Origin of the sequence: Devosia sp., from assembly GCF_017307565.1 — a bacterium.
GTDB lineage: Bacteria > Pseudomonadota > Alphaproteobacteria > Rhizobiales > Devosiaceae > Devosia.
The window spans coordinates 1-1004 of the sequence record NZ_JAFKHD010000518.1 but is presented as its reverse complement, the minus strand read 5'-3'; the positions used below and the strand labels follow the sequence as shown (position 1 = coordinate 1004).

Annotated in this window: 3 protein-coding genes; all 3 read left to right on the top strand. The window is 61.5% G+C overall.

Features of this window, described 5'->3' with window-relative positions; genetic code table 11:
• Positions 1–248, top strand: a 248-nt coding sequence (locus tag J0I64_RS22440; protein WP_291412500.1) for a hypothetical protein, incomplete at its 5' end; no start/stop codon positions are given.
• Positions 245–451: a hypothetical protein gene (locus tag J0I64_RS22435; RefSeq protein WP_291412498.1), complete on the top strand. Its 207-nt coding sequence runs from the start codon at positions 245–247 to the stop codon at positions 449–451. The genes J0I64_RS22440 and J0I64_RS22435, both read left to right, overlap by 4 nt.
• A gap of 2 nt (positions 452–453) precedes the next feature.
• Positions 454–846 (top strand): tol-pal system-associated acyl-CoA thioesterase, encoded by a 393-nt coding sequence (gene ybgC, locus J0I64_RS22430; RefSeq protein ID WP_366933775.1) that lies wholly within the window; start codon positions 454–456, stop codon positions 844–846.
• Positions 847–1004 lie beyond the last annotated feature (158 nt).

The following is a 1004-nucleotide window of genomic DNA, read 5'->3' as shown; positions in this document are numbered from 1 at the left end:
GCGAGGGCGAGAACTTTCATGAACTCGGTTTTTTCTATGCGGTGACGCTGCCGGGGCAGGGGCCCAATGGCAAATCGCCGTGGCTGATGCGGCGCGACGAGGGGCACGACCTGCAGTTCCATTGGGTGCCGCTCGAAGGCAGGGCGCTCGAGGCGTTCAATCTCCTGCCGCGCTGGCTGCCGGACTTTCTGCGCAACCTGCCCAAGGGGCACGCCCATATCGTTTTTGACGAGAGGCAGGAGGCTTGAGCGCGCCGGGCGATGCAATCGCCACGACGCTCAAACTCGGTCGCCCCGCCCATCGCGCCCTCGCGGCGGCCGGTATCGTGACCTTTGCCGATCTGGCGCACTGGACACGGCGGGATGTTGCCGCCCTCCACGGTATCGGTCCCAGGAGCTTTACCGAGCTCGATCCGGCCATGGCCGCCCGCGGCCTCAGCTACAAGACATGAGCATGCATAGCTTTCCCGTCCGCATCTATTACGAAGACACCGACTTTTCCGGCAATGTCTATCACGCCGCCTATCTCAAATTCTTCGAGCGCGGGCGCACCGAATTTCTGCGCGATATGGGCATCCATCATTTCGAGCTGATCGAAGAGGGAATTGCCTTTGCGGTGCGCAAGATGGAGATCGACTTTCTGGCGCCGGCGAAAATCGACGATCTGCTTGTTGTCGAGACGCGAGTCGTCGAGATGACGCCGGTGCGGCTGGTGCTCGACCAGACAATTTTGCGTGAAGGCACCGTGCTTACCAAGGCCCAGGTTCTGGTCGTTGCCATCAAGACCTCAGGCGGGCCGGTGCGTCTGCCCCCCGGGCTGCGGACCCGGCTGCAAGGCGAAAGTTGACTGGTTTCGGCCTGGGAATCGGTTTCTTAACCACTTGGTCACCATAATCGAGTCAAAGGGACGATTGCGCCACGGGCGGGGTCGAAAGGCCCGGCTTGCTGAGCATTTCTCTTAATTTTGACAGATTCCGCCCCCATCGCACCAAGCATGGGGCCGGG